Source organism: Vibrio sp. 1CM23M (assembly GCF_023161755.1).
In the GTDB taxonomy this organism is placed as follows: domain Bacteria; phylum Pseudomonadota; class Gammaproteobacteria; order Enterobacterales; family Vibrionaceae; genus Vibrio; species Vibrio coralliirubri.
Window position 1 is genome coordinate 1103908 of sequence record NZ_JALNTR010000002.1, and the last position, 24241, is coordinate 1128148.

11 protein-coding genes are annotated in these 24241 nt (G+C 47.4%); 6 read left to right on the top strand and 5 right to left on the bottom strand.

Features of this window, described 5'->3' with window-relative positions; genetic code table 11:
* Positions 1-69: 69 nt before the first annotated feature.
* Complete coding sequence (locus tag MSG35_RS10305) at positions 70-477, top strand: thioesterase family protein (RefSeq protein ID WP_248383842.1); 408 nt, start codon at positions 70-72, stop codon at positions 475-477.
* Positions 478-488: 11 nt separating this feature from the next.
* Here MSG35_RS10305 and MSG35_RS10310 read toward each other — a convergent pair whose 3' ends face one another.
* Positions 489-1331, bottom strand: a complete 843-nt coding sequence (locus tag MSG35_RS10310; RefSeq protein WP_248383915.1) for a 4'-phosphopantetheinyl transferase superfamily protein — start codon at positions 1329-1331, stop codon at positions 489-491.
* A gap of 518 nt (positions 1332-1849) precedes the next feature.
* Here MSG35_RS10310 and MSG35_RS24100 point away from each other — a divergent pair.
* From MSG35_RS24100 to pfaD, 5 genes are read left to right on the top strand one after another with little or no spacing between them, the layout of a single operon-like run.
* Positions 1850-2041 (top strand): hypothetical protein, encoded by a 192-nt coding sequence (locus MSG35_RS24100; protein WP_083784101.1) that lies wholly within the window; start codon positions 1850-1852, stop codon positions 2039-2041.
* Positions 2041-9882, top strand: a complete 7842-nt coding sequence (locus MSG35_RS10315) for a type I polyketide synthase (RefSeq protein WP_248383843.1) — start codon at positions 2041-2043, stop codon at positions 9880-9882. The genes MSG35_RS24100 and MSG35_RS10315 overlap by 1 nt, the downstream gene beginning before the upstream one ends.
* Positions 9882-11930 carry a PfaB family protein gene (locus tag MSG35_RS10320; protein ID WP_248383844.1) on the top strand — a complete coding sequence of 683 codons (2049 nt, stop codon included), beginning with the start codon at positions 9882-9884 and terminating at the stop codon, positions 11928-11930. The genes MSG35_RS10315 and MSG35_RS10320 overlap by 1 nt, the downstream gene beginning before the upstream one ends.
* Positions 11927-17905 (top strand): beta-ketoacyl synthase N-terminal-like domain-containing protein, encoded by a 5979-nt coding sequence (locus MSG35_RS10325; protein ID WP_248383845.1) that lies wholly within the window; start codon positions 11927-11929, stop codon positions 17903-17905. Before MSG35_RS10320 ends, MSG35_RS10325 begins: the two co-directional genes overlap by 4 nt.
* 38 nt (positions 17906-17943) lie before the next feature.
* Positions 17944-19581, top strand: a complete 1638-nt coding sequence (gene pfaD / locus MSG35_RS10330) for an eicosapentaenoate synthase subunit PfaD (protein ID WP_048613119.1) — start codon at positions 17944-17946, stop codon at positions 19579-19581.
* 97 nt (positions 19582-19678) lie between these two features.
* On the opposite strand, the gene hflX is transcribed toward pfaD, so the two are convergent.
* The 4 genes from hflX to MSG35_RS10350 form a co-directional block, all read right to left on the bottom strand.
* Positions 19679-21046, bottom strand: a complete 1368-nt coding sequence (hflX, locus tag MSG35_RS10335; protein WP_059021166.1) for a GTPase HflX — start codon at positions 21044-21046, stop codon at positions 19679-19681.
* A gap of 279 nt (positions 21047-21325) precedes the next feature.
* Positions 21326-22438 carry a sn-glycerol-3-phosphate ABC transporter ATP-binding protein UgpC gene (gene ugpC / locus MSG35_RS10340; RefSeq protein ID WP_248383846.1) on the bottom strand — a complete coding sequence of 371 codons (1113 nt, stop codon included), beginning with the start codon at positions 22436-22438 and terminating at the stop codon, positions 21326-21328.
* Between the two features lie 6 nt (positions 22439-22444).
* Positions 22445-23302, bottom strand: coding sequence for a carbohydrate ABC transporter permease (locus tag MSG35_RS10345; protein ID WP_060468181.1), 858 nt, complete (start codon positions 23300-23302; stop codon positions 22445-22447).
* Positions 23299-24237 (bottom strand): sugar ABC transporter permease, encoded by a 939-nt coding sequence (locus MSG35_RS10350; RefSeq protein ID WP_009848503.1) that lies wholly within the window; start codon positions 24235-24237, stop codon positions 23299-23301. Before MSG35_RS10350 ends, MSG35_RS10345 begins: the two co-directional genes overlap by 4 nt.
* Positions 24238-24241 lie beyond the last annotated feature (4 nt).

The window sequence follows — 24241 nt, forward strand, 5'->3', positions numbered from 1 at the left end:
CCTATCCTGTAGAGTGCTGCACAACTTAGCCAGATTTACTGTCCCACTACTTACCAAGAGTTGATACTAATGAGTCAGATCTACCATCACCCAGTACAAATTTACTATGAAGATACCGATCACTCTGGTGTGGTTTATCACCCTAACTTTCTTAAATACTTCGAGCGGGCACGCGAACATGTCTTGGGCAGCGATAAACTGGCGGAATTGTGGAATGAGCATGGACTAGGTTTTGCGGTCTATAAAGCCAACATGACTTTTCAAGATGGGGTTGAGTTCGCTGAGATCTGCGACATCCGAACCTCTTTTGAAATCGATGGCAAATACAAAACCTTATGGCGACAAGAGGTATGGCGTAAAGATGCGACCAAACCCGCCGTGATTGGTGATATCGAGATGGTCTGCCTTGATAAAGACAAGCAACTGCAGCCGGTACCCGCTGAAGTATTAAAAGCGATGCTTGGAGAGTCGAGCTAGCTTTATTTTATCTACATAGACGTAAAGAGATGAGACGACGAAAAGGTTCTCATCTCTATCTGCATGGGTAGCAAATTTCCGCCAAGCGTCACCGCAAACCGATACTGTTCATCCAACCGCCCTAAGCAACACTGCCAATCTGTAGAACTATCGTCTTGTTGAGCAGAATCCAAATTCAACCCAATCCCGCTATGTAGCCTGATTTCGCGATACAACCCTGATTGAAAGCCTGACGAACTGAGTTCCAATGCTTGCTTGGTCAAAAATGTTCGCTTGGTCAAATTAGAGAAATCGAACGAGAAGCTTCGCAACGATGTGGCTAGTCCCTTGCCTGTCGCTTTGATATACGACTCCTTCAGCGCCCAAAGATCGAAAAAACGCTCTCTCTGCAGCTCTTTACTAAGTTCAAGTAAATCCGCTAATTCTTTATCTGAAAAATAGTGCTTCATGATCGAATCGATATTGGTCGAGCTTCTTGCATGTTCGATATCGACACCCAGTTGGACTGGCTTCCCTACTCTCTGGCAAACCGCGATTAACAAATGTTCTTTGCTATGACTAATATTGAAATTTAGCCCCGTCATGAGTTGCTGTTCAGCGACTAAACTGGGCTTTCCTTTCTCGCCATATTCAAAGCGCCACGCTTCGGGCATTAAATCAGAATAGCTAGACAACACCTTTCTTAAGTAGTTGCGAACATACAGGGCTTGAACTTTAGATGAGGGCATTCGATACCGCTCGACTTTCGCTATTTCATCAGCTGTGAGTGTCTGTTTGAGGTGTGACTTACTGCCGACATCATCACGCAAATCACTCAAAGAACATAGCCACAAATCAACGATTGGATTTTCCAATTTACTCACGCTCACGTCTTCAAACCACTTATCAAAAAAACACCAAAACGAACAAATTTAAGTCACCTATGATTTGAGATAAACATAGAGAATCTGCGCAGGAAACACCCTTCATATAGGGACTTAAAACTAACTTTTAAAATAATAACAAATTAAAACACAGATCACACTCCACCTTACTGAACAGGCATCTATTAAATGTTACTTACAAAAATCTGACATAGATCTCACCAAGTCAAAAAATAGAGTATAAACACTAAAAAAACACTCATACCCATTAATTATCAATAAGTTAACTCCATTAAAAATACAAAAAACAAAAGTTCAGTAAAATCATCTGGTCTGAACAGATCATAGTGGCCTCTGGGAGCATTGTATCGGCCACTCACCTCGGGTAGCCTGCTCAACCATTAAACAAATTCACACGTTTTCTTTGCGGATACCGACTTGTCGTTTAGTCAGACTTTGAACAGGATTTTAATGGACATCGCCTCAACATTTGAATGCCACCGTCGCGCATGAAACACCTCCCCTACTCTCGTAAGTCAACGCACTTCGTAAAACTAATTTCTATCTGGTTGCCGCCACTCAGCAACCTGAATTTTCAGCTGCGCTTCCCTAAGTCTGTTTCAGATTTTCTTTCTATAGCTTTAAAAGCGCAGCCTCAAAACACGACATCACTTTCTGTGATTTCTAGTGGAGACTCATAATGAGCCAACCCGAAAAAAATACACCGGAATCAGTCGACGACACTCGACTTAATAAACGCCTTAAAGACATGCCAATTGCTATCGTTGGTATGGCAAGCATGTTTGCGAACTCTCGCTACCTAAACAAGTTCTGGGATTTGATCAGCGAAAAGATCGATGCAATTACCGAAGTGCCTGATACGCACTGGCGCCCAGAAGATTACTACGATTCAGATCGTACTACGCCAGACAAGTCTTACTGTAAGCGCGGCGGTTTCATCCCTGAGGTTGACTTCAACCCAATGGAGTTCGGCCTTCCGCCAAATATCCTTGAACTGACTGATACGTCACAGCTGCTATCTCTGATCGTGGCAAAAGAAGTACTTGAAGACGCGAAACTTCCTGAAGGCTACGATCGCGATAAGATCGGTATTACACTCGGTGTAGGCGGTGGTCAGAAGATCGCTCAAAGCTTGAATGCTCGTCTCCAATACCCTGTTTTGAAAAAAGTCTTCAAGAGCAGTGGCATCAACGACGAAGACAGCGAAATGCTGATCAAAAAATTCCAAGACCAATACATCCACTGGGAAGAGAACTCATTCCCTGGTTCATTGGGTAACGTCATTTCAGGTCGTATTGCTAACCGCTTTGACCTTGGTGGCATCAACTGTGTGGTAGACGCTGCGTGTGCTGGTTCTCTAGCCGCAATGCGCATGGCACTGAGCGAGCTGGTTGAAGGCCGCAGTGAAATGATGATCACAGGTGGTGTGTGTACTGATAACTCACCAACCATGTACATGAGCTTTTCTAAAACCCCAGCATTCACTACAAACGAAACCATTCAACCTTTCGACATCGATTCAAAAGGCATGATGATTGGTGAAGGCATTGGCATGGTTGCTCTTAAGCGTCTTGAAGATGCAGAGCGCGACGGCGACAGAATCTACTCAGTGATTAAAGGTGTCGGTTCTTCTTCGGATGGTAAGTTCAAGAGTATTTACGCCCCTCGCCCTGAAGGACAAGCAAAAGCACTGAAACGTGCTTACGATGACGCAGGTTTCGCACCGCACACGCTTGGCCTTTTAGAAGCGCACGGCACAGGTACAGCAGCGGGTGACGTTGCTGAATTTGGTGGTTTGAACTCGGTATTCAGCGAGAACAATGAAGAGAAGCAACACATTGCGTTAGGCTCTGTGAAATCTCAGATTGGTCACACCAAATCAACTGCGGGTACTGCAGGTTTAATCAAAGCTGCATTGGCACTGCACCACAAAGTACTGCCGCCAACGATTAACGTATCGGCTCCGAATCCTAAACTGGATATCGAAAACTCGCCGTTCTACCTAAACACACAAACGCGTCCTTGGATGAAACGTGTCGACGGCACACCACGCCGTGCAGGTATTAGCTCATTTGGTTTTGGTGGCACTAACTTCCACGTTGTATTAGAAGAGTACACACCAGAGCACGCTCGCGGTGACAAATACCGTCAGCGCCAAGTGCCACAAACACTGTTATTCAGCGCAGAATCTCGTCAAGCACTGATCAATGAACTAAAACAGGTTTCAACTCAAGCGGCAGATGCTGCGTTCAAACTAGAAGCGCTTGCTGAGCAACATGCTCTACGCGAAGTTAACGCTAAGTACGCTCGTATTGGTTTAGTTGTCACTGACCAAGCAGACCTTCAAGCGCAACTGACTCAAGCGATTTCTATGCTTGAGAGTCAAACCAAAACACATTGGCAGATGCCAAACGGTACTAGCTACCGTGAGTCAGCACTGATTGCTGAAAACGGTGCGGGTAAAGTAGCGGCGCTATTTGCAGGTCAAGGTTCGCAATACCTGAACATGGGTCGCGAGCTTGCTTGTCATTACCCTGAAATGCGCCAACAGCTTGCTCAAGCGGATCAAGTATTTGGTCAGCACAAGAAAACGGCTCTGTCACAAATTCTGTTCCCAATTCCAACCTTCACACCAGAAGCAACCAAAGCTCAAGAAGCGGTGTTAACCAACACGGCCAATGCGCAGAGTGCGATTGGTACTGTGTCTATGGGTCAGTTCGACATCATGACTCAAGCAGGCTTCAAAGCAGACATGGTTGCAGGCCACAGCTTTGGTGAGCTAAGTGCACTATGTGCATCGGGTGTTATCTCGCAAGACGATTACTACCAGCTAGCTTTCGCTCGTGGCGATGCGATGGCTGCGACACCTGAACAAGGTGACAGCGGTACTATGTTTGCGGTCATCCTAGACGCAGACAAACTTCCAGCCGTTGAAAACTGTATCAGCCAATTCGAAGGCGTGAGTATTGCCAATTACAACGCTCCGACTCAACTGGTTATTGCAGGTCCAACTGCGACGGTTCAACAAGCAGCACAAGCGCTAACAGAACAAGGCTTCAAAGCAATTGCTCTGCCTGTTTCTGGCGCGTTCCACACGCCGCTTGTTGCCCACGCTCAAAAACCATTTGCTTATGCAATTGATAAAGCTTCATTCAGCGCTCCAACGCTGCCGCTTTACTCAAACGCAACAGGCAAACTTCACAGCAAAGACGCTAAAGCGATCAAGAAAGCGTTCAAGCAACACATGCTGCAATCGGTTCGTTTCAGCGAGCAAATTGAAGCGATGTATGAAGCAGGCGCGCGCGTATTCGTTGAGTTCGGTCCTAAGAACATTCTTCAAAAGCTGGTTGAGAAAACATTGGCTGATAAGAACGAAGAACTTTACGCAATCAGCATCAACCCAAGCCCTAAAGGCGACAGTGACCAACAACTTCGCTTAGCTGCGGTTCAACTGTGTGTGGCTGGTGTTTCATTAGACAACATTGACCCTTACCAAGCTGACATTGCTGAACCTGCAAAGGCATCACCAATGAACATCAAGCTGAATGCAACCAACTACATCAGCCCTGCTACTCGTAAGAAAATGGATCAATCATTGGCTTCAGGCAACGTCACCGAAAAGACTGAGATTGTTGAAGTGAAAGTTGAAGTCGAGAAAATCGTGGAAAAAGAAGTGATTAAAACAGAAATTGTTGAAGTACCAGTGGCTGCTCCTCAAGCTTCAAATGCACAACCATCAGTTGCACCTGTACCAAGCGTACAAGTAGCAACAGCAGCTCAGCAGCCACAAGTGTCACAACCGGCACCAGCGACTATTCAGCCAGCAGCTCAAGTAACGGTTGATGAATCTTCACTGCAATCGTTCTTCAATGCTCAACAACAAGCAGCAGAAGTACATCAGCAGTTCCTTGCAATTCCTCAGCAATACGGTGACACGTTCAACACCCTAATGTCTGAGCAAGCGAAAATGGCAACAGCAGGCGTAGCAATTCCTGAGAACCTACAGCGTTCTATGGAGATGTTCCACCAGCACCAAGCTGAAACGCTAAAAGCCCACGCTCATTACCTAGAGATGCAAGCGCACAGCAACAGCTCTGCACTTAATATGCTGACGCAAGGTTCCGTGCAAACGGCACAACCAACCTTCGTTGCGCCAGTCAATGCTCAACCAGCGATTCAAGCTCCAGCGGCTCCAACAGCTATCGTTCAACAGCCTGTAGCTAAAGTGCAAACTGCCTCTGTACAAGCGGCGCCAGTTCAAGCTGCACCGCTTCAAAAGACAGCAACTCAACAAGCTCCAGTCCAGAAAGCCGTTCCTGCACCACAAGTAGTGGCTCAAGCAGCAGCACCTGTTGCAGCTCAGCCTGTGCCAGTTAAAGCGAAACCGGCTCCTGTGGCTGCGCCAGTAGCAGTACAAACAGCCGATGCTGAAAAAGTGATGCTAGAAGTGGTCGCTGAGAAAACAGGTTACCCAACGGAAATGCTTGACCTAGAAATGGACATGGAAGCAGACCTTGGTATCGACTCAATCAAGCGCGTAGAGATCCTTGGTACCGTTCAAGACGAAATGCCAAACCTACCTGAGCTGAACCCTGAAGATTTAGCTGAGTGTCGTACTCTTGGCGAAATCGTTACTTACATGAACAGCAAGATGCCTTCTGGAGTTTCAAATAATGAAGCTGCACCAGTTCAAGCAGCTGCTGTAGCTAATGGTCTTGATGCGAAAGTCGTTCAACAAACCATGCTAGAAGTGGTTGCTGAGAAGACAGGTTACCCAACGGAAATGCTTGATCTAGAAATGGATATGGAAGCAGACCTTGGTATCGACTCAATCAAACGTGTTGAGATTCTTGGTACGGTTCAAGATGAACTGCCTACTCTTCCAGAGCTAAACCCTGAAGACTTAGCTGAGTGTCGTACTCTTGGCGAAATCGTTGCTTACATGAACAGCAAGCTTCCAGCGTCTGCACCAGTTGCAGCACAAACTGAAGTAGTTGCTCCGGTAACATCTAACAACGGACTAGATGCCGCTGTCGTTCAAAAAACCATGTTAAAAGTAGTCGCAGAGAAAACGGGCTACCCGACTGAAATGCTAGACCTAGCAATGGATATGGAAGCTGACCTTGGTATCGACTCAATCAAGCGTGTTGAAATCCTAGGTACAGTTCAAGACGAGCTACCGACTCTTCCAGAGCTAAACCCTGAAGATCTCGCTGAGTGTCGTACTCTAGGCGAGATCGTCGACTATATGAACAGTAAGCTTCCGGTGTCTGCTCCAGTAGCAACTCAAGCATCTGCACCAGTACAAGCAGTATCAAACGGTTTAAACGCAGAACAAGTTCAAAGCACAATGCTGAGCGTAGTCGCGGATAAAACGGGCTACCCAACAGAGATGCTAGACCTAGCAATGGACATGGAAGCAGACCTTGGCATCGACTCAATCAAACGTGTTGAGATCCTTGGAACAGTTCAAGACCAGCTACCAACATTGCCAGAGCTGAACCCTGAAGATCTAGCTGAGTGTCGTACTCTTGGCGAAATCGTTGACTACATGAACAGCAAGCTAGGCGCTAATGAGGCTTCTAACGCAGCACCCGTTTCAGATGCAGCTGTAGAAAGCACGAGCAACGACCTAAACCCAGCTCATGTTCAATCAACAATGATGGAAGTGGTTGCCGACAAAACAGGCTACCCAGCAGAAATGCTCGACCTAGCGATGGACATGGAAGCAGACCTTGGCATCGACTCTATCAAACGCGTTGAAATTCTAGGTACAGTTCAAGACCAGCTACCAACGCTGCCAGAACTAAACCCTGAAGACCTAGCTGAGTGTCGTACGCTTGGTGAAATCGTTACTTACATGCAAAGCAAGCTATCCGCTGCTGCACCCGTAGCGACTCCAAAAGCTGAATCAGTAACGCCTATCGCAGAAACAGCGACAGCGGAACTTCCTCCACACAATGAGGTAGCGCTAAAAAAGCTACCAGCGGCAGATAAACTCGTCGATTGTTTCTCAAAAGACGCTTGTGTCGTGATCACAGATGATGGTCACAACGCCGGTGTTCTAGCAGAAAAGTTGACCGCTAACGGCATTCAAGTTGCTGTAGTGCGTAGTGCTCTTTCTGTCGCGTCACCTTTAAACAGTGAAATCGCAAGCTACACACTCAACAGCGTTGATGATGCTGGTGTGACTGCGGTTATTAACGACATCGAAGCAGACCTTAAAACGTCGAACAAAGTGATTGCTGGCTTCATTCACCTACAAGCTATCGTTGATACTAAGCAAAGCAACGAGCAAGCGGTTAACTTGAATGCAGACTCAAGAGCTTCACTAACCACAGCGTTCTTATTCGCGAAGCACCTAAATGGTCAGCTGAATACCGTTTCTGGTCGCAGCGTGTTCTTCACACTAAGCCGTATCGATGGTGGCTTTGGTTACCTAGATACTAAGCAATTAGCGAACGCAGAACTTAACCAAGCAGCACTGTCTGGTCTAACTAAGACACTGAGCCATGAATGGTCAAACGTGTTCTGCCGTGCATTGGATGCTGACGCTTCGATTGATGCTCGTCACCTAGCTGAAGCTATCACAAGCGAACTGTTCGATATCGATACCAACACGGTTGAAATCGGCCTTAGCCATGCAGAAAACGGTGAATCTGGTCGTGCAACATTGATTGCGGCAACACCAGGTGCTGCACAAACGAAGAACACAGGCGCTCAACTCACCAAGAGCGACAAAGTTCTGGTAACGGGTGGCGCTAAAGGCGTGACGTTTGAATGTGCACTGACGCTTGCTAAGCAATGTAAGTCTCATTTCATTCTTGCAGGTCGTAGTAAGCATATTACTTCAGCTGAGCTACCTCAGTGGGCACAAGGCAAGCAAGAGAAAGAGCTAAAACCAGCGGCTATTGCTCACCTACAAGCAACAGGTGACAAACCAACGCCAAAGAAAGTTGATACCTTGCTAAAACCTGTATTGAGCAGCCTTGAAATCAACGCAGCACTTGCCGCTTTCAACGAGATTGGCGCGAGCGCTGAGTACCTAAGCCTAGATGTGTCGAACCATGAGTCTGTAGCGAAAACACTGGCGAATTTCGACGGCATCACGGGTCTTATCCACGGTGCAGGTGTACTGGCTGACAAACACATTCAAGATAAAACACTTAATGAACTGAACATGGTTTACGGCACGAAAGTGGGCGGGCTAGAAGCGGTTCTTGGTGGTCTTGAGAGCAGCAAACTAAAACTGATTGCGATGTTCTCTTCGGCGGCGGGATTCTACGGAAACACAGGCCAAAGTGACTACTCGATGTCTAACGAGATCCTAAACAAAGCGGCTCTACAACTGTCTGCGCGTAACCCTCAAGCGAAAGTGATGAGCTTCAACTGGGGACCGTGGGACGGCGGCATGGTCAACGCAGCACTGAAACGTATGTTTACCGAGCGCGGCGTGTACGTAATTCCTCTTCAGGCAGGTGCAGAGCTGTTTAGTTCTCAACTACTGAACGAAACTGGCATTCAACTGCTGGTTGGTACGAGCATGCAAGGTTCTGACAACAAGGAAGCTGCTGTAAAAAAGCTTAATGCGGAGTCTGTGCATCTTGCAAAGAGTCCGCTGAATACAAGCATCACTGTGACACGTCATCTTGACCCTAAGGCTTTGCCTTTCATCCAAGATCACTGCATTGCCGGTAACCCAGTGTTACCGACAGTGTGTGCCATCCAATGGATGCGTGAAGTGGCAGAGCAACTGTTAGGGGTAAACGTTAGCGTTCACAACTACAAACTGCTTAAGGGTGTGATTTTTGATACTGATGAAGTGCAAGAGCTGAAACTGGTTCTTTCTTCTGATGCTAAATCAAAAGAGCAGCTAAAAGCAGTGATCAGTTGCCAAGGGCGACCACAGTATCAAGCTCAGTTGCAAGTTGCCTCTGTGCAAGTGTCTGAAGATGTTCAACAAGCGTCAGAAAAGCGCTTTGAAGCCAAAACTTCAGCACCTGTAACAACGGCACAAGCTCTATACAGTGACGGCACTCTGTTTCACGGACCAAGACTGCAAGGTATTACCTCAGTTGAACGCTTTGACGACTTAGGCTTATTGGCTCAATGCCAGTTGCCTCAGATTGAAAACAGCGACTGCGGATCATTTATTCCTAAGCAAGGCTTTGGCGATAGCCAACCATTTGCTGAAGATTATCTGTTGCAAGCCATGTTGGTATGGGCTCGATTGAAATACGGCGCGGCAAGCCTACCGTCTGCAATCGGTGAATTTATTTGTTACGCACCGATGCACAATGGTGACCAAGGTTGGCTAGAGCTGAGCGTGATCAAAAGCACGGCTCGTTCTCTGCAAGCTGATATCTCGCTTTTCCACCAAGATGGTCGTTTAAGTGCGGTAATGAAAGGTGCAAAAGTCACCATCAGCAAGAGCTTAAACGACGCATTTTTGCCGAAGTCTAGCTCATCAGTATCAAAGAAAGAGACGACTAAGAACGCAGAAAAGGAGCAATTGTCATAGTGACTGTTCCTACTAATAAAGCGATGCCATTGCGCATCGCTCTTTTAGCTCAGCCAGCAAACGCAGCTGAGCTTTCTGCCGACTTATCACCTACGCTTCCAGAGATGGTTACTATTGTGGTTGATGGCAACTTTGATCAAGCACTTGTTCAAGCGATTGAGGCAGTCAATCAAGGTAGTGCTGTTAAGCTTTGTTTGGATTCTCACTCACCATCATTGTTGATGTTGAGTGCACTGACCGCTGCTCAAAACAAGATTCATCCACACGCTTATCTAGCGGGTTTTGTAGATACAGCTACCGGAGATAGCATTCAGCTTGCTCTGGATATTGCACGCCGCCCCGCGACAGATTTAAGTCATCAACAGCAACACTCTGACTTATCGGCTTCGCAACAGTTTGGTCAATTGCTGAATATGGTGAATGCAATATCGAGCCGTTCATTGCCGAGCTATTCATTACCGAACCACTATTGGTTCACTGAGCCGAACAAAGCACGTGTTGCTGCGTTAACCTTCAGCGAAGAAAACAAGAAATCCACCAGCCTGATATTGACTCAAGCGACCGGTTTGCAAGAACCAAAACCCTTGCTATCGAGCGAGCGTTTGATGTTTGTGGTTTCTGGCAATGACCAAGCTGAATTGGTTTCTCAGTTGACCTCACTAAGAGCTGAGCTTAAATTCGTTAACGAAGCGGCAGACAGCAAACTTGCTATCGCTACCTTGATGCATTCAAACCTAAGTCACTTCCAAAGCATTCAGCACAATGCTGGCCGTGGTGCGAACATCGTGATTCAAGCGGCTTCAATTGATGCTGCAATACAAGAGATCACAGCGCTAGAAAATGCGTTGCCAAAAGTAATGGCTGAAAATAGCCAATACAAAACGCCAGCGGGCAGTTGTTTCTCACCGATGCCTCAAAGCAAAGGTGGCGTTGCATTTATTTACCCTGGTGTTGGCACGGTTTATCCCGGTATGTTGCGCGAGTTTCACCACCATTTCCCACAGTTATTTGCTCGTTTAGAACGTGAAGGTAACTTGAAAGAGATGCTGCAGGCCGACAAAACCTACGCTGAAAACTCGCAAGAGATGTCGCTCAGTGAATTGGCAATTGCAGGTGTGGGCAGTAGTTATCTGTTAACACAACTGCTGTGTGATGAATTCAAAGTGCAGCCAGATTTCGCCTTGGGCTACTCCAAGGGTGAAGCCTCCATGTGGGCCAGCTTAAATGTTTGGAAAAATCCACATGCGCTGATTGAGATGACTCAGACCAGTCCTATCTTCACCACTGCTATTTCTGGCGAACTCACCGCAGTGCGTCAAGATTGGCAGCTGAACGGCGACGAAAGCATCCAATGGAATAGCTTTGTGGTTCGCAGTGATGCACAAGCGATTGAGGCTCTGTTACCAGAGTTTCCGCGCGCTTATCTCGCTATCATCCAAGGTGATACTTGCGTACTGGCAGGCTGTGAAAGCACCTGTCGTGCTCTGCTCAAGAAACTGGGTAAACGTGGCATTGCCGCGAACCGTGTTACTGCAATGCACACCACGCCAGCGTTGAGCCAGCATAGCCAAGTGCAGGAGTTTTACACTCAACCACTGTTCGACGAGTTGCCAAAGCATATCCGCTTTATCAGCGCAGCAGGTCTACCGACTGGCGCACCAATCAATATCGACAGCGATAGTATCGCCCTTTCGATTGCCGACACCTTCTGTTCAACGTTAGATTTCACCGCGTTGATCCAGAGTGCGCGTCAACAAGGTGCTCGTCTGTTTATAGAAGTAGGTGCCGATCGTCAAACCAGCACATTGATCGACAAGATCAATCGTAGCGACAACGTAGCAGACCAGTACTGCTCAATCGCTTCCAATGCCAAAGGCGGTGACGATATTGTCACGATCATCAAATGCATTGGTCAGCTCATTACTCATCAAATTCCACTGTCTGTCGAGCCACTTATTCAAGGGCTAGAACAACAGATCACCGCCGCTAAGCAATTAAGTGGTGTGTCTCAAGGCAGCGCAGTGAATCATCAAGGAGAGCTAGTATGAGTTCTCAATCGAAGCCATCTCAATATCAAGCTCAGAACAAACAGCGAGTGAAGTGCAATAAGATCGCGATTGTCGGTATTGCTAACCAATACCCAGAAGCGGATACGCCAAAAGACTTTTGGCAAAACTTGCTAGATAAAAAAGATTCTCGCACCACATTAAGCGCTGAAAAGTTAGGTGCTAAACCTGAAAGCTATCAGGGCGTGCAAGGTGAGTCGGATCGCTTTTATTGTGATAAAGGCGGCTACATCGAAAACTTCAATTTCGACAGCAATGGCTACCGCTTAACAGCAGAATCGTTCAACGGTGTTGACCAGAGTTTCCTATGGGCTTTGGACACGAGTCGTAAGGCGTTATTCGACGCAGGTATTGATCTGAATGCCGATGTTTTAGAGCGCACAGGCGTGATCATGGGTGCCCTTTCGTTCCCAACAACACGCTCGAACGACCTGTTTCTGCCGATGTATCACTCGGTCGTCGAAAAGGCACTACAAGCTAAATTGGCTAATGACCAGTTTTCGCTGCTACCAACCAATGAAACCGCGCAAGACCTTAATCCGATCAATGGTGCCGCTGCACACAACGCCTCTAAGTTAGTGGCTGATGCATTAGGTTTAGGCAACGTACAACTTAGCCTAGATGCGGCATGTGCAAGCTCAGTGTATTCATTGAAGTTAGCGTGTGATTACTTGAACACAGGCAAGGCCGACATGATGTTAGCAGGCGCGGTATCCGGTGCTGACCCATTCTTTATCAACATGGGTTTTTCCATCTTCCACGCTTACCCTGATCACGGTGTGTCGGTTCCGTTTGATAGCAATAGTAAAGGCTTGTTTGCTGGCGAAGGTGCCGGTGTTTTAGTGCTAAAACGTTTGGCTGATGCAGAGCGTGATGGCGACAATATCTACGCAGTCGTCAGCGGTATTGGCTTGTCGAACGATGGCCGTGGCCAGTTCGTATTAAGCCCAAATAGCAAAGGACAAGTACAAGCCTTTGAACGCGCTTACGAAGCTTCTAACCTATCGCCAGACAGCATTGAAGTGATTGAGTGTCACGCAACCGGCACGCCATTAGGTGATAAGGTTGAGTTAACCTCAATGGAGCGTTTCTTTGCTGACAAATTGAATGGTTCTAACCCGCCATTGATTGGCTCTGCGAAGTCCAACCTCGGTCACTTACTGACTGCGGCGGGTATGCCGGGGATCATGAAGATGATCTTTGCGATGAAAGAAGGCGTGCTTCCACCAAGTATTCACTTGGATAAGCCACTATCGTCGCCAGAAGGTTTATTTGGCTCACAGACTCTGCCAACGCAAGTTCAACCTTGGCCAAATAAAGCGGGCAACCCAGAGCGCTGCGCGGGTGTTTCTGTATTTGGTTTCGGTGGTTGTAATGCTCACTTACTGCTTGAAGCGTATTCAGACACTCGTCATGTAAACCAGACTCAAGAGTCGGCTTCTCCAAGCCTACAACCGTCTAATTTAAGCATTACAGGTCTAGCGTCTCACTTTGGTTCTCTGCAAAGCATCAACGCGCTAAGCACTGCGATTGAAACCAACAACGATGCTTTCATTGCCTTGCCTAAGAAACGCTGGAAAGGCTTAGACCAACATCCAGAACTGCTGAATCAGTTTGGTTTACACGGTATTCCAAATGGCGCGTACATCGATCAATTCGACCTCGATTTCCTTCGCTTCAAAGTGCCGCCAAATGAAGATGACCGTTTGATCTCTCAGCAGTTGCTACTGATGAAAGTTGCAGACGAAGCCATCAAAGATGCCAAGCTTGTAGCAGGCCAAAAGGTTGCGGTTTTAGTCGCGATGGAAACTGAGCTTGAGATGCACCAATTCCGTGGGCGCGTAAACCTGCATAGCCAATTGGCTGACAGCTTTGCCAACATGGGTATTGAGCTAACACAAGACGAATACCAATCGCTAGAAACCATCGCGATGGACAGTGTGATGGACGCAGCCAAGCTGAACCAATACACCAGTTTCATCGGCAACATCATGTCTTCGCGTATCTCTTCATTGTGGGACTTTAACGGCCCTGCCTTTACGATCTCAGCCGCTGAACAGTCAGTTGCTCGTTGTATCGATGTCGCGCAAAACCTAATGTCGCAAGAGTCCATGGATGCCGTCGTAATTGCAGCCGTCGATCTAAGCGGCAGTGCGGAACATGTGATTCTGAAGAACAGCGTGAGCCCAGTGTCACTTTCTCCAAAATTCGGGCAACCGCAAGACGGCAGTTGGAATGTGGGTGAAGGCGCAGGTGCAATTGTTCTTGTTGAAGAAAACCAAGTAGCGAGCAACCAAGATGCGGCTTACGGCAGCATCAACGCATTAGCGTTTGGTTCAAGCGAGCGTAACAACACCGTTGTTGATGAGTTACTGACTCAAGTCGGTATGAGCTCAAACGATGTTTCTCTGCTTGAGCTTAACCATGCACCTGAATCTTCATTACATCAGTCTTCGTCTCTAAGTTTCGCGAACCCAAAGACGACTCAAGCGAGTCAGCGTGTTGGTCATTGCTCTGCAGCTTCTGGTATGGCAAGCCTGCTACACGGTCTGCTAAACCTGAACCTTGAGTCTCTGAATCCAAATGTCCGCTCTAAGAACGCGATTGTTGCCAACATCAGCGAAGGACAATGTTCACAGCTGCTACTAAGCCAGTCGAGTGTTGAATCTCAGTCACTTTCCGTTCGTTTAAGCAATGAACTGGCGAGCGATGCTAAACGTCAAGTGGTTAAGCAAGTGACTCTTGGTGGTCGCGATATCTATCAACATATTGCCCAAACCCCAGTGACTAACTTGGCTACGATTCAGCAGAAAGCTTTTGGCAAACAAGCAGCAAGAGTGGCGTCGGTTCCAACGACAGCAAGCATTCAAGCAGCGATTGCGCAAAAAGAGTTAGAGAAGAAAGCACTAGCGCAAAACGCGGTAGAGCCAGTAATCGAAACTCCTACATCAGTATCCCCTACTCTGGCGCCAACTCGCCACAGTCAGCTAACAGGTAACCACAGCAATATGACTCATGTCCTATCCGCTAAAAATGGCGCGTCTCAAATCGACGCTAATACGGATGCAGCATTACAGCCGTCTGTAACACCACACAACCAAGCTTTTGCTCAAAATCAGCAAGCAGCTCAACAGGTACACAAAGCATTCCTGCACACTCGTGCCCAAGGCATGCAGATGGCTGATGCGCTATTAAAAGCACAGCTAAACGCAGTGACGTCTGGTTTAGATAGCAATGCCCTTTCTCAACAAACGAATGGTCAACAAACGCCAGCTCAGCCTGTTCAAGCTCAACCGGCTCAGGTTCAGTCAGTGCCAGTCAACGTACTTGCAACGCCAGCACCAGTAAAACCTATCCGTAAGCCGTGTATCTGGGATTACGATGATCTGGTTGAGTATGCGGAAGGTGATATTGCGAACGTGTTTGGCCCCGATTACGCGATCATCGATAGCTACTCGCGCCGCGTTCGCCTACCAACCACAGACTACCTATTGGTATCTCGTGTAACCAAGCTCAACGCGACCGTTAACGAATACAAGCCAAGCACCATGACCACCGAATACGACATCCCTGTTGATGCGCCGTATCTTGTAGATGGTCAGATCCCTTGGGCTGTTGCAGTTGAATCTGGTCAGTGTGACCTAATGCTGATCAGCTACTTAGGCATTGATTTCGAAAACAAAGGCGAGCGTGTTTATCGCCTGCTTGATTGTACGTTGACCTTCCTTGGCGACTTGCCTCGTGGTGGCGATACGCTGCGTTACGATATCTCAATCAATAGCTTTGCTCGCAATGGCGACACCCTGCTGTTCTTCTTCTCGTACGAATGTTTCGTTGGCGACAAAATGATCCTGAAAATGGATAACGGCTGTGCGGGCTTCTTCACTGATGAAGAGCTAGCAGATGGCAAAGGTGTGATTCACACTGAAGATGAAATCAAGGCTCGTAAGCTGGCGACTAAGCAACGCTTCGACCCTATGTTGCACTGCCCTAAAACTCAGTTTAACCACCAAGAATTGCGCCACCTACTGACTGCAAACATTGCAGAGTGTTTTGGTCCAACTCACCAATCTAATCGCCACCAGCCTTCTTTGTGCTTCAGCTCAGAGAAGTTCATGATGATCGAAAAGGTTAGCCGCGTTGAACCACAAGGCGGCACATGGGGACTTGGTCTGATTGAAGGTCACAAGCAGCTAGAGCCTGAGCACTGGTACTTCCCTTGTCACTTCAAAGATGACTCAGTAATGGCTGGATCTTTGATGGCAGAAGGTTGTGGTCAGCTGCTTCAATTCTTCATGATGCACCTTGGCATGCATACGCTTGTTCAAAATGGTCGTTTCCAACCGCTTGAAAATGCCCCTCAACAAGTGCGTTGTCGTGGTCAAGTTCTACCGCAATCTGCAGAACTGACTTACCGCATGGAAGTGACCGAGATTGGTCTAAGCCCTCGCCCATACGCGAAAGCTAACATCGATATTTTGCTGAACGGCAAAGTGATTGTTGATTTCCAAAACTTGGGTGTAATGATCAAAGAAGACGACGAATGTACTCGTTACCTGCCTTCTTTAGAAACAGCTGTCACGACCCCTGTTATCGAAAGCTTGGACAATGAAAGCTTGGGCCATACGCCAGCAGTGAACCAACAAGCTTCAGCAAATGCGCCACTTATGGCTCAAATTGAAGACCTAGAAACTGCACCAAACAAGGGTGTCGTTCCTCTTCAACACGTTGAAGCTCCGGTGACTCCAGATTACCCAAATCGCACACCCGATACGGTTCCGTTCACGCCTTACCACATGTTCGAATTCGCAACGGGCGATATCGAGAAATGTTTCGGCCCTGACTTCTCAATCTACCGTGGAATGATCCCACCACGTACTCCGTGTGGCGATCTACAGCTAACCACTCGTGTCGTAGAGATTGATGGCAAGCGTGGCGACTTCAAGAAGCCTTCATCGTGTATCGCAGAATACGAAGTGCCAGAAAATGCATGGTACTTTGATGAGAACAGCCACCACACATTGATGCCTTATTCGGTATTGATGGAGATTTCACTGCAGCCAAACGGCTTCATCTCTGGCTACATGGGCACCACTCTGGGCTTCCCAGGTGAAGAACTGTTTTTCCGTAACCTAGACGGCAGCGGCAAAATGCTGCGTAACGTCGACTTGCGTGGCAAAACGATCACCAATGATTCTCGCCTGCTTTCAACCGTAATGATGGGCACTAACATAGTACAGAGCTTTAGCTTCGAACTGAGCACTGACGGCGTGCCTTTCTACGAAGGTACAGCGGTATTTGGTTACTTCAAAGGCGCTGCTCTGAAAGACCAACTAGGTTTGGATAACGGTAAGGTGACTCATCCTTGGCACGTTGATAACAACCGCACGCCGGATGTAAACATCAACCTACTAGACAAAACAACGCGTTACTTCAATGCACCTGTTTCTGCTACTGGTGAAGTGCAAGAGCATTACCAACTGGCTGGCGGTCGCTTGAACTTTATCGATACTGTGCAGATCACCAGCGATGGTGGTAAAGACGGTCTAGGTTACTTATACGCTGAGCGTACGATTGACCCAAGCGATTGGTTCTTCCAGTTCCACTTCCATCAAGATCCAGTAATGCCAGGTTCTCTAGGTGTCGAAGCGATCATCGAACTGATGCAAACCTACGCGCTAAACAAAGACCTTGGTGCTAGCTTCCGCAATCCGAAGTTTGGTCAGATCCAATCGGAAGTGAAATGGAAATACCGTGGTCAGATCAACCCTTTGAACAAACAGATGTCTCTGGATGTACACATCACTGCGATTAAAGACGAAGATGGCAAACGCATCATCGTTGGTGACGCAAACCTGAGTAAAGATGGTCTACGTATTTACGAAGTGAAAGACATCGCGATTTGTATCGAAGAAGCCCCTGCTATCGATAAAGCTCCTGGTATCAAGAAAGCATAAGCCGCCATTAGAGACAGAGAATTAGGAAAGAATTTAGTATGACAACTCAAACTACAATCAATAATGAAAAGCTATCTCCGTGGCCTTGGCAGATCGAAGAGAACACAACGCGTTTCGATAACGCAGCAATGTCGACAATCTTGAAAGATTTAAGCCTTGCTTGTTACGTAGTGAACCACCCAGAAAAAGGCCTAGGCGTAAGCCAACAAGCTGAGATTGCATCAGGCGATTCAGCAAGCTCTGCGAACAGCCAACCTGTTAGCGCCTTTGCTCCGGCTCTTGGTACACAAAGCCTAGGCGACGAAGATTTTCGTCGCTGCCACGGCGTGAAATACGCTTACTACGCTGGCGCAATGGCAAATGGCATTTCATCTGAAGAGTTGGTGATTGCGCTTGGCCAAGCTGGCATTCTTTGTTCATTTGGCGCGGCGGGTTTAATCCCGTCTCGTGTTGAGCAAGCGATTAACCGCATTCAAGCAGCACTGCCAAACGGTCCTTACGCGTTTAACCTGATTCACAGCCCAAGCGAACCCGCACTAGAGCGCGGCAGTGTTGAGCTGTTTTTGAAGCATAAAGTAAAAACGGTTGAGGCTTCTGCTTTCTTAGGTCTAACACCGCAAATCGTTCACTACCGTGCAGCGGGCCTTAGCCGCGATGCACAAGGTGAGATTCAGATTGGCAACAAGGTTATTGCTAAAGTAAGCCGTACTGAAGTCGCAAGTAAGTTCATGCAGCCAGCTCCTGTGAAAATGCTGCAAGCTTTGGTTGATGAAGGCCGAATCACAGCAGAACAGATGGAGCTAGCACAGCTTGTTCCTATGGCGGACGACATTACTGCAGAAGCCGATTCTGGTGGTCACACCGATAACCGTCCGCTGGTTACCTTACTACCAACGATTCTTGCCCTGAAAGAGCAAATCCAAGCTCAGTACCAATTTAAAACACCGCTACGTGTCGGTTGTGGTGGTGGCGTAGGTACGCCTGACGCTGCTCTAGCGACGTTTAACATGGGTGCGGCATACATTGTTACCGGTTCTATCAACCAAGCGTGTGTTGAGGCTGGCGCGAGCGAACACACTCGTAAGCTACTTTCGACAACCGAAATGGCTGACGTGACTATGGCTCCGGCGGCAGACATGTTCGAAATGGGCGTGAAACTGCAAGTGGTTAAACGTGGCACCTTGTTCCCAATGCGTGCGAACAAGCTGTACGAGATCTACACACGTTACGACTCGATTGAAGCGATTCCAGCTGAAGAGCGTCAAAAGCTAGAGAAACAGGTATTCCGTTCAACACTGGATGATATTTGGGCGGGAACTGTGGCGCACTTTAACGAGCGCGATCCTAAACAGATCGAACGTGCTGAAGGCAACCCAAAGCGTAAGATGGCGTTGATCTTCCGTTGGTACTTAGGGCTTTCTAGCCGTTGGTCAAACACGGGCGAACAAGGTCGTGAGATGGATTATCAAGTATGGGCTGGTCCTGCACTTGGCGCATTCAACGCATGGGCGAAAGACAGCTACCTAGACGATTACCAACAACGTAATGCGGTCGACCTTGCTAAACATTTGATGCACGGTGCGGCGTACTTGGCTCGTGTTAACTTGCTGACCTCACAAGGTATCAAGCTTGATCCAGAGCTAGCACGTTGGAAGCCGACGCAAAGAATGGCGTAGGCATTTCAATACGGAGTTAATTAAGCTCAACGAATAAAAAAAGCGACCTTATCAGGTCGCTTTTCTTTTGGTCATTCTTCTTAAGCTAGCTAAAAGATTAAGACTTCTGCATACGCTTTTTCAGTCGAGCTAAGTCAATTTCACTAGAGCGAACGGTCAACTTAATACACTCGTAATCGTATTCTTCTTTAACCACACTCATGTTTGAGCGAATCTCACCGATGATGCCTTGTCCAGAATAAGGAATCGTGATCTCTTCTTCGATCATGCCTTCTTCAGCAACACTAACGATGTACTTGTGCAGTTTCGTGATATCCAGAGGATCTCGAGTCGACGTTAGCATCGCATCTGGGAATTCTTCGATCAGCTCTAATTGCTGTTCTTCCGTCAATCTATCGCACTTATTCAGCACTAATAGTTTTTCGCTGCCTTCAACACCCACCTGTGCCAATACGTCGTGTACCACATCAAGTTGGGCGCGGAATGAAACGTCAGAAGCATCAACGACATAAAGCAGCAATGAAGCATCATGCGCTTCTGCTAGTGTTGAGTGGAACGAAGCAACCAGATCGTGTGGTAATTTCTTAATGAAACCCACTGTATCAGAAACCAGAATACGTGGTTGAGTAATTGGTTGAAGCGCACGAACCGTGGTGTCTAACGTTGCGAACAGTTTATCTTCACCCACCACTTCGGTTGCGGTCATTGCACGCATCATCGAAGATTTACCGGCATTGGTGTAGCCAACTAAAGCAACAGTGAAAAGCTCCGCGCGCCTTGTGCGTCGGGTCTTCATTTCATCTTGTACGCTGACTAGCTCACGCTTAAGCGCAGCAATTTGGTCACGTACGTTACGACGGTCTAGCTCTAGTGAAGTTTCACCGGCGCCCTGACCCATTTGACGCTCTTTATCACCCTCAGCCGTTTCACGAAGTCGTGGCACTAAGTAGTTTAGACGAGCGATATCAACTTGCAGACGAGCAGTACGAGTACGAGCGTGGCGGCTGAAGATTTCGATGATGATGCCAGTACGGTCAAATACTTCCACACCCAAACTCGCCTCAACAGTGCGCAGTTGAGATGGGCTTAAATCACAGTCAAAGACCACAACATCAGCGGCGCCGTATTGGAAATTGCCCGTTGGAAGATCATCAAAATCTAGCTCGTCGATTTCTGAATCAAATAGACCTGATTCATCAAGGAAGTCTTCATCTTCGGCTTCTTCAATCGAACCTTGGTAACCGGTTAGATGAGCAATTTCCGCAAGCTTACCAGCACCCAACACGTTTTGTCGTTGAGCTGAACTGTGGTGCTGCGATTGAGTACCAACCACTTTAAACCCTAGGGTTGTTACTAAGCGAGCAAGTTCGGCAAGAGACTCTTTTGCTTCGTCACCTTTGAAGTCCGGTGTCGTAATAGAAATAAGTAAAGCGTTACTAGCTGAGGGTTTTGCTGTTAGTTTCATGTATTCTTCTGTTTATGCACCAAAGTGCAACCTAGTATTTGGTCTAAAGTTGAGTCGATCCTACGCTGTTCTACGTCAGCTTTATAGGGCTAAGAGATACTAAATCGCGATATTATTGCTGTTAAAGCATTTAACTTGGTTATCCCTCTGTTTTTGTGAGGAATAAAAAGCGGCTAAAACAACGAAAAAGGCAGCATCACCTTACTTATTACTCGTTGGTGATACTGCCTTTGGTTTTGACATGAACTTTGATTGTTAAACTAACTCAGCAACTAGAAGTTAGAAATCGATTCTCGCTTCCGTCTGAGCATCGAAGAATACGGCTTTGGATAGGTCAAAATGCAGCGGCGCCATTTGCCCAACCGACACCTCAAATTCCGGAGACAAGCGACACGCGACTTCTTGGTCATTCACTTTGACCATAGCGATAGTATCTGGCCCTGTCGGTTCCAATACCTCCAGCTGTAAGTCTAGCTTTGTGGAGGCAGAAACATCATCACCTTCCTGTTCGGTAATGTGTTCTGGACGCAGCCCAATCACCAACTCCTTGCCATCTTGGTCACGCATACTTTGTGGCAAACGAATATGGTGTTCTTGATCTGCGGTACCAACCACTTTAATAATCGGATTTTGTTCCTCATCTAAGTCCACCATGGTTTTAATGAAGTTCATTGACGGTGAACCCATAAAGCCTGCCACAAACATATTGTTGGGTTTGGTGTAGATCTCTTGCGGTGTGCCGAGCTGCTGTAGTTCACCATCTTTCATTACTGCGATGCGATCAGCCAGTGTCATTGCCTCGATCTGATCATGGGTTACATAAACAATCGTGGTATTCAGCTTCTGGTGCAGACGTTTTATCTGATGACGCATCTCAACACGCAGCTTGGCATCCAAGTTCGAAAGCGGCTCATCAAATAGGTAAAGCTTAGGGCGACGAGCCAGAGCACGTCCCATCGCGACACGTTGACGCTGACCACCAGAAAGTTGCGACGGTTTACGATCAAGCAATTGCTCGATTTGCAGCATTTCTGCCACTCGATTCACTTCAGCATCGATCTCGTTCTGAGGCATCTTACGAATCTTCAAACCGAAGGCGATATTGCCGCGTACCGTCATGTTTGGGTAAAGCGCGTACGACTGGAATACCATCGCAATGTCGCGATCTTTAGGTTCAACCTGAGCGACATCGACACCATCAATCACGATTTCACCCGAGCTAATGCTTTCTAACCCAGCAATGGTGTTCATTAGGGTGGATTTTCCACACCCCGAAGGGCCGACAAGTATCAAAAATTCCCCCGAATCGATACTGATGTCGATGCCCTTTAACGTTTCGTTGTCCGCGTTGCGATAGGTTTTACGGATCTGTTTTAAATCTAATGTTGCCATGGGTAATTATCCTTTTACTGATCCTGCCGTTAGGCCACGAACAAAATATTTTCCTGCGAAGACATACACCAACAGCGTTGGCAGTGCGGCGATGATCGCGGCAGCCATGTCGACGTTGTATTCTTTAACGCCTGTGCTGGTGTTCACCAAGTTGTTTAATGCCACGGTGATCGGCTGAGTATCTGAGCCGGAGTACACCACCCCGAACAAGAAGTCGTTCCAGATTGCGGTGAACTGCCAGATCACCGTCACCATGATGATCGGCGTTGAGATCGGTAATAAGATCTTGAAGAAGATGGTAAAGAAGCCAGCACCATCGAGCTTTGCCGCCTTGATTAATTCATCAGGAATCGAGATGTAGAAGTTACGGAAAAACAGTGTGGTAAATGCCATACCGTAGATAACGTGCACAATCACCAAGCCGATGGTTGTGTTCGCTAGCCCCATCTTGCCGAGCATGGTTGCCATTGGTAGTAGCACCACTTGGAATGGAATAAAGCAACCAAATAACAACAAACTAAAGAACAGGTTTGAGCCTCTAAATTGCCATTTCGTCACCACATAACCATTGAATGCACCGAGCAATGTTGAAATCGCAACCGCAGGAATCACCATTTGGAACGAGTTCCAGAAGTAGCCTTTGATGCCTTCACATTTCACGCCCGTACAAGCGGTGTCCCACGCTTTATACCAAGCATCGAACACCCACTCTTTCGGCAAGCTCATCAAGTTACCCGCCTTGATATCTGGCAGAGTTTTGAAAGAGGTCAGCACCATCACGAACAATGGCATTAGGTATACTAAACAGAAGAAAAGCAGTGCTGAATAGATAAACATTCGAGCAAAATTGATGTTATTCATCATGACTTTTTCTCCCTAAGTTCAGAGTAAAGATAAGGCACGAGAATCGCTAAGATACCGGCAAGCATCATCATGGCACTGGCGGCACCAAGGCCGATTTGTCCACGAGTAAAGGAGTGTGCGTACATAAATAGCGCAGGAAGATCCGATGAATAGCCCGGACCACCCGCCGTCATTGCGGTCACAAGGTCGAAGCTCTTAATCGCAATGTGTGAGGTGATAATCACCGCACTGAAAACCACTGGGCGCAAGCAAGGCAGAATGATTTTGAGATAAATAGTAGGTAAGCTTGCCCCATCAATTTGTGCCGCTTTGATAATTGATGAATCGATGCCGCGAAGACCCGCTAAGAACATCGCCATCACAAAGCCTGAAGACTGCCACAGTGCCGCGATAACCAAGGTATAGACCGACATTTCAGAGTCGACTAACCAATCAAATTTGAAGTCAGTAAATCCCCAATCTTGCATCAGCTTTTCAATGCCAAGACCCGGATTAAGAATCCATTTCCACGCCGTACCTGTCACGATGAATGACAGCGCCATTGGGTATAAATAGATAGTACGAATCGCACCTTCTTGGCGGATATTCTGGTCAAGCAACACCGCTAAACCCACACCTAACAAGATAGCAATTGCCATAAATAGAAAACCAAACACACCGAGGTTGGTGATTGAGGTTATCCAGCGATCGTTATCCATCAGCTTTTCATATTGGGTTAAACCAACGAAATTAAAGCTCGGCAGAAATCGAGAGTTGGTGAACGACAGCGCTGCCGTCCAAAAAATGTAACCGTAGATACAGACCACGGTCACTAACGCGGTCGGCGCCAGTACAATTTTAGGTAACCAATGTTGCAACCTGTCAGCAAAACTTGGTTTCGGTGCAGGCTGGCTCCTTGTGGGTTTTGGAGTCGACTCAGTCAAAACATGCTCCATAACT

Excerpts from the sequence above, each read along its gene's own strand:
- MSG35_RS10305 (WP_248383842.1), top strand. The coding sequence starts at position 70 with ATGAGTCAGATCTACCATCACCCAGTACAAATTTACTATGAAGATACC.
- MSG35_RS24100 (WP_083784101.1), top strand. The coding sequence starts at position 1,850 with ATGAAACACCTCCCCTACTCTCGTAAGTCAACGCACTTCGTAAAACTA.
- MSG35_RS10315 (WP_248383843.1), top strand. The coding sequence starts at position 2,041 with ATGAGCCAACCCGAAAAAAATACACCGGAATCAGTCGACGACACTCGA.
- MSG35_RS10325 (WP_248383845.1), top strand. The coding sequence starts at position 11,927 with ATGAGTTCTCAATCGAAGCCATCTCAATATCAAGCTCAGAACAAACAG.
- pfaD (WP_048613119.1), top strand. The coding sequence starts at position 17,944 with ATGACAACTCAAACTACAATCAATAATGAAAAGCTATCTCCGTGGCCT.
- hflX (WP_059021166.1), bottom strand. The coding sequence starts at position 21,046 with ATGAAACTAACAGCAAAACCCTCAGCTAGTAACGCTTTACTTATTTCT.
- ugpC (WP_248383846.1), bottom strand. The coding sequence starts at position 22,438 with ATGGCAACATTAGATTTAAAACAGATCCGTAAAACCTATCGCAACGCG.
- MSG35_RS10345 (WP_060468181.1), bottom strand. The coding sequence starts at position 23,302 with ATGATGAATAACATCAATTTTGCTCGAATGTTTATCTATTCAGCACTG.
- MSG35_RS10350 (WP_009848503.1), bottom strand. The coding sequence starts at position 24,237 with ATGGAGCATGTTTTGACTGAGTCGACTCCAAAACCCACAAGGAGCCAG.